Below are 4712 nucleotides of genomic sequence, written 5' to 3'. Positions count from 1 at the left end.
CGGCGAACTGAGCGACCAGGCGCCTTCCGGTCGTGCGTGAGCCGCGTTCGGGGGAACGCGGCGCAGCGGCATCGGGCGTAGAGCAGGCTGCGCCCTTGCGTCGTGTCGACGACCTCCTGCCGCTCGATGATCGCCTCGAGTGCGCCCGAGATGGAGAGCCAGGGTTGGACGAGCGAGCCGTTCGATCCGACCACCAAGGACGATGGAAGGATCTACGGCCGAGGCGCGAGTGGCGGCGACGTTTTTGCGATCCCACCTGACTGCGCCGGCATGCCGCAAGCGCCTGGCCGCCGTCTGTGTTGCCGTGGGTAGGTGATGCAGGGGCCTGCACGCCGCCGCGCGACAGCCCCAGCACGTGCCCGATCAGCAGGTCGGCGTCGACCTCGGGATCGGGCACGCCGGCCCCGGCGAGCCGCCCCGCCGTCTCATCGCGCACGGTCCTCACGTCGCGTGCGCCCCGCGCCGGCATCCGTTCATCCACGAAATGGAATGTAACGCACGTGACCGGGCGCGGGCGCGGCCGTAGGCTGAGCCGCGGCATCCGCCGTCGCTCGGACACCCGAGTCGCACACCCGAGAGGAAGCACCATGGCCCAGGTCTTCGACAACATCACCGAGGTCTTCGGTCGCACCCCGCTCGTGCGACTGAACCGCGTCACCGACGGCGCAGCGGCCACCGTGCTCGCGAAGCTCGAGTTCTACAACCCCTCCGCGAGCGTGAAGGACCGCCTCGGCGTCGGCATCGTCGACGCCGCCGAGGCCTCGGGCGAGCTGCAGCCCGGCGGCACCATCGTCGAGGGCACGAGCGGCAACACGGGCATCGCGCTCGCCATGATCGGCGCCGCACGCGGCTACCGGGTCGTCATCGCCATGCCGGAGACCATGTCGAAGGAGCGTCGCGCGCTCCTTCGCGCCTACGGTGCCGAACTCGTCCTCACCCCCGGCGGAGAGGGCATGAAGGGCGCCGTCGCCCGAGCCGAGCAGATCGCCGCGGAGACGCCCGGCGCCGTGCTCGCCAAGCAGTTCGAGAACGTCGCCAATGTCGAGATCCACCGCCGCACGACGGCCGAGGAGGTCTGGAACGACACCGACGGCGACGTCGATATCTTCGTGTCGGGCATCGGCACGGGCGGCACCATCAGCGGCGTCGGGCAGGTGCTCAAGGAGCGCAAGCCCGAGGTGCGCATCGTGGGCGTCGAGCCCGCCGAGTCGCCGATCCTCAACGGCGGCCAGCCCGGCCCCCACAAGATCCAGGGCATCGGCGCGAATTTCGTGCCCGAGATCCTCGACCGCGAGGTCTACGACGAGATCATCGATGTGAACATCGACCAGGCCGTGGCCACCGCACGTCGCCTCGGCATCGAGGAGGGCATCCTCGGCGGCATCTCGTCCGGCGCCACCGTGTACGCGGCCGTCGAGCTCGCCAAGCGGCCCGAGAACGCCGGCAAGACCATCGTGGTCATCGTCGCGAGCTACGGCGAGCGCTACCTGTCCACGGTCCTGTACGAAGGTCTGCTTGACTGACCTGGTGGGAATCCTCGCCAGCCTCAGGGAAGACATCGCCACCGCTCGCGCCCACGACCCGGCCTCGCGGAACGCCACCGAGGTCGCCCTCGCCTACTCGGGCCTGCACGCCATCTGGGGCTACCGGCTCATGCACCGGCTCTGGGAGGGCGGGTTCCGGCTGCCCGCGCGGCTCGGATCGCAGTTCGTGCGCTTCCTCACGGGCGTCGAGATCCACCCCGGCGCGCACATCGGCCGTCGCTTCTTCATCGACCACGGCATGGGCGTCGTGATCGGCGAGACGGCGATCGTCGGCGACGACGTGATGCTCTACCACGGCGTCACGCTGGGCGGGAAGGCGCCGCGGGGCACGCCGCGCGGGGCGAAGCGGCATCCGACCCTCGAGGACGGCGTCACCGTGGGCGCCGGGGCGAAGGTGCTCGGCAACGTGACGATCGGCGCGTGGAGCGCCATCGGCGCCAACGCCGTGGTCACGAAGGACGCCCCCGCCCACTCGCTCGTCGTCGGCATCCCCGCGACGTTCAAGCCGCTCACGCACGCGACGGCGGACGCCGCACGGGGCGTGCACGACTGGCACATCTGACTCGATCGGCGCGGCTCGTCGAGTCGTGGACGACGAAGGGGCGGATGCCGCAGCATCCGCCCCTTCGACACGCTCGCGTCGATCGGTGTCAGTCGTCGCCGAGCCCGGCGAGCTGCGCCTCCTCGTCGGCCTGGACGGCCGACTCGATGAGGGGGTCGAGCGCGCCGTTCATGACCTGGTCGAGGTTGTACGCCTTGTAGCCGGTGCGGTGATCGGCGATGCGGTTCTCGGGGAAGTTGTACGTGCGGATGCGCTCCGAGCGGTCCATGGAGCGGATCTGCGACTTGCGGGCATCGGATGCCGCGGCCGCCTGCTCCTCCTGCTGGCGCGCCAGCAGACGCGCGCGCAGCACGCGCATCGCCGCCTCGCGGTTCTGCAGCTGCGACTTCTCGTTCTGCATCGACACGACGATCCCCGTGGGCAGGTGGGTGATGCGCACCGCGGAGTCGGTGGTGTTCACCGACTGGCCGCCGGGACCCGACGACCGGTAGACGTCGATCTTCAGGTCGTTCTGGTTGATGTCGACCTCTTCGGGCTCGTCCACCTCGGGGAAGACCAGCACGCCCGTCGTCGACGTGTGGATGCGACCCTGCGTCTCGGTGACCGGCACCCGCTGCACGCGGTGCACGCCGCCCTCGTACTTGAGGTGCGCCCACACCCCCTGCGATGGGTCCGTCGCGTTCGACTTGATCGCGACCTGCACGTCCTTGTAGCCGCCGAGGTCGGACTCGTTCTGGTCGAGCAGCTCGATCTTCCAGCCCTTGGACTGCGCGTACTGCATGTACATGCGCAGCAGGTCGCCGGCGAACAGGGCGCTCTCCGCGCCGCCCTCGCCGCCCTTGATCTCCATGATCACGTCACGCCCGTCGTCGGGGTCGCGCGGGATCAGGAGCCGCCGGAGCTTCTCCTGCGCCAGCGCGAGGCCCTCCTCGAGGGACGGCACCTCCTCGGCGAACGCGTCGTCCTCCTTGGCCAGCTCACGCGCCGCCTCGAGGTCGTCGCCCGCCTGCTGCCACGCGGTGTGCGCGGCCACGATGCGGCTGAGCTCGGCGTAGCGGCGGTTGACCTTCTTGGCGCGCGCGGCGTCGGCGTGCAGCGCCGGGTCGGCGAGCTCCTCCTGGAGCTCGCCGTGCTCGGCGAGCATGGCCTGGACGGACTCGAACACGCGGCCTACCGGTGGTCGGTCTCGTGCCCGTGCGAGTGAGCGGCGCCGTTGGCGACCGGCATCGACTTCTGCATGAGCATGAGGAACTCGACGTTCGACTGCGTCTCCTTGAGACGGCCGAGCACGGCCTCGAGCGCCGGCTGCTGGTCGAGGCCCGCGAGGGCACGACGCAGCTTCCAGGTGATCTTGACCTCGTCGGGCGAGAGCAGCATCTCCTCGCGACGCGTCGACGAGGCGTTCACGTCGACGGCCGGGAAGATCCGCTTGTCGGCGAGCTGGCGCGAGAGGCGCAGCTCGGAGTTGCCGGTGCCCTTGAACTCCTCGAAGATCACCTCGTCCATCTTCGAGCCCGTCTCGACGAGCGCGGTGGCGAGGATGGTGAGCGAGCCGCCGTTCTCGATGTTTCGCGCCGCGCCGAAGAAGCGCTTCGGCGGGTAGAGCGCCGAGGCGTCGACACCGCCCGAGAGGATGCGACCGGATGCCGGTGCCGCGAGGTTGTACGCGCGGCCCAGGCGGGTGATCGAGTCGAGCAGCACGACCACGTCGTGGCCCAGCTCCACGAGGCGCTTCGCGCGCTCGATGGCGAGCTCGGCGACCGTCGTGTGGTCCTCGGCCGGACGGTCGAAGGTGGAGGCGATGACCTCGCCCTTCACCGTGCGCTGCATGTCGGTGACCTCTTCGGGGCGCTCGTCGACGAGCACGACCATGAGGTGGACCTCGGGGTTGTTGATCGAGATCGCGTTGGCGATCTGCTGGAGCACAATCGTCTTGCCGGCCTTCGGCGGCGCGACGATGAGGCCGCGCTGGCCCTTGCCGATCGGCGCCACCAGGTCGATGATGCGCTGCGTGAGCTTCGTGGGCTCGGTCTCGAGGCGGAGGCGGTCCTGCGGGTAGAGCGGCGTGAGCTTCTGGAACTCCACGCGCGCCGCCGACTCCTCGGGGGTCTGCCCGTTGACCGAGTCGACCTTCACGAGCGCGTTGTACTTCTGGCGGCTGTTCGACTCGCCGTCACGCGGCTGCTTGATCGAGCCGACGACCGCGTCGCCCTTGCGCAGGTTGTACTTCTTCACCTGGCCGAGCGAGACGTAGACGTCGCTCGGGCCGGGAAGGTAGCCGGTGGTGCGCACGAACGCGTAGTTGTCGAGGACGTCGAGGATGCCCGCGATGGGGATCAGCACGTCGTCGTCGAGGATCTCGGGCTCGAGCTCGTCGGTCGCCCCCTGTCCGCGGCGCTTGCGGTCGCGGTACCGGTTGCGACGGCCGCCCTCGCCGTCGAGCTGCTGCTGCTGTGCGTCGCGGGCCTGGGCCTGCGCCTGGCTCTGCTGGCCGCGGCCGTCGCCCTGCGCCTTGCCGGCGTCGGGCTCGGGCTGGCGCTCGCGGGCTGGCTTGCCCTGCTAGTCGGCCTTACGGCCGGCGTCGCCGTTCTGGCGCTCGCCGCCCT

General features: G+C 70.2%; 4 protein-coding genes and 2 pseudogenes. 2 read left to right on the top strand and 4 right to left on the bottom strand.

All coding sequences use genetic code 11. From position 1 onward, the window contains the following. Together GH736_RS25185 and GH736_RS25180 are read right to left on the bottom strand one after the other, a co-directional pair. Positions 1 to 194, bottom strand: a 194-nt coding sequence (locus GH736_RS25185) for a hypothetical protein (RefSeq protein WP_235934402.1), incomplete at its 3' end; no start/stop codon positions are given. Positions 195 to 346: 152 nt separating this feature from the next. After that, positions 347 to 469: pseudogene (locus GH736_RS25180) on the bottom strand (peptide chain release factor N(5)-glutamine methyltransferase); the annotation flags it as partial. Positions 470 to 587: 118 nt separating this feature from the next. Between GH736_RS25180 and cysK the strand changes: the two are divergent. Both cysK and epsC read left to right on the top strand, forming a co-directional pair. Further along, on the top strand, positions 588 to 1523 hold the full coding sequence (gene cysK / locus GH736_RS17550; RefSeq protein WP_159605625.1) for a cysteine synthase A: 936 nt from the start codon (positions 588 to 590) through the stop codon (positions 1521 to 1523). Further along, the gene (gene epsC / locus GH736_RS17545) at positions 1516 to 2106 is read left to right on the top strand and encodes a serine O-acetyltransferase EpsC (protein ID WP_235934398.1); all 591 of its coding nucleotides are present in this window, start codon (positions 1516 to 1518) and stop codon (positions 2104 to 2106) included. Before cysK ends, epsC begins: the two co-directional genes overlap by 8 nt. Before the next feature lie 88 nt (positions 2107 to 2194). Here the strand turns inward: epsC and prfA are convergent, their stop codons facing one another. Both prfA and rho read right to left on the bottom strand, forming a co-directional pair. After that, complete coding sequence (gene prfA, locus GH736_RS17540; protein WP_159605623.1) at positions 2195 to 3271, bottom strand: peptide chain release factor 1; 1077 nt, start codon at positions 3269 to 3271, stop codon at positions 2195 to 2197. Positions 3272 to 3276: 5 nt separating this feature from the next. Then, positions 3277 to 4533 (bottom strand): annotated as a pseudogene (rho, locus tag GH736_RS17535) (transcription termination factor Rho); the annotation flags it as partial. Positions 4534 to 4712 lie beyond the last annotated feature (179 nt).

This window comes from Agromyces humi, from assembly GCF_009720255.1.
GTDB lineage: Bacteria > Actinomycetota > Actinomycetes > Actinomycetales > Microbacteriaceae > Agromyces > Agromyces humi.
Note: the sequence above shows the minus strand (reverse complement) of the source record. Positions and strands in the feature narration are given on the sequence as shown.

What these genes read in the sequence shown, in the direction of transcription:
- cysK (WP_159605625.1), top strand. Translation starts at nt 588, where the DNA reads ATGGCCCAGGTCTTCGACAACATCACCGAGGTCTTCGGTCGCACCCCG.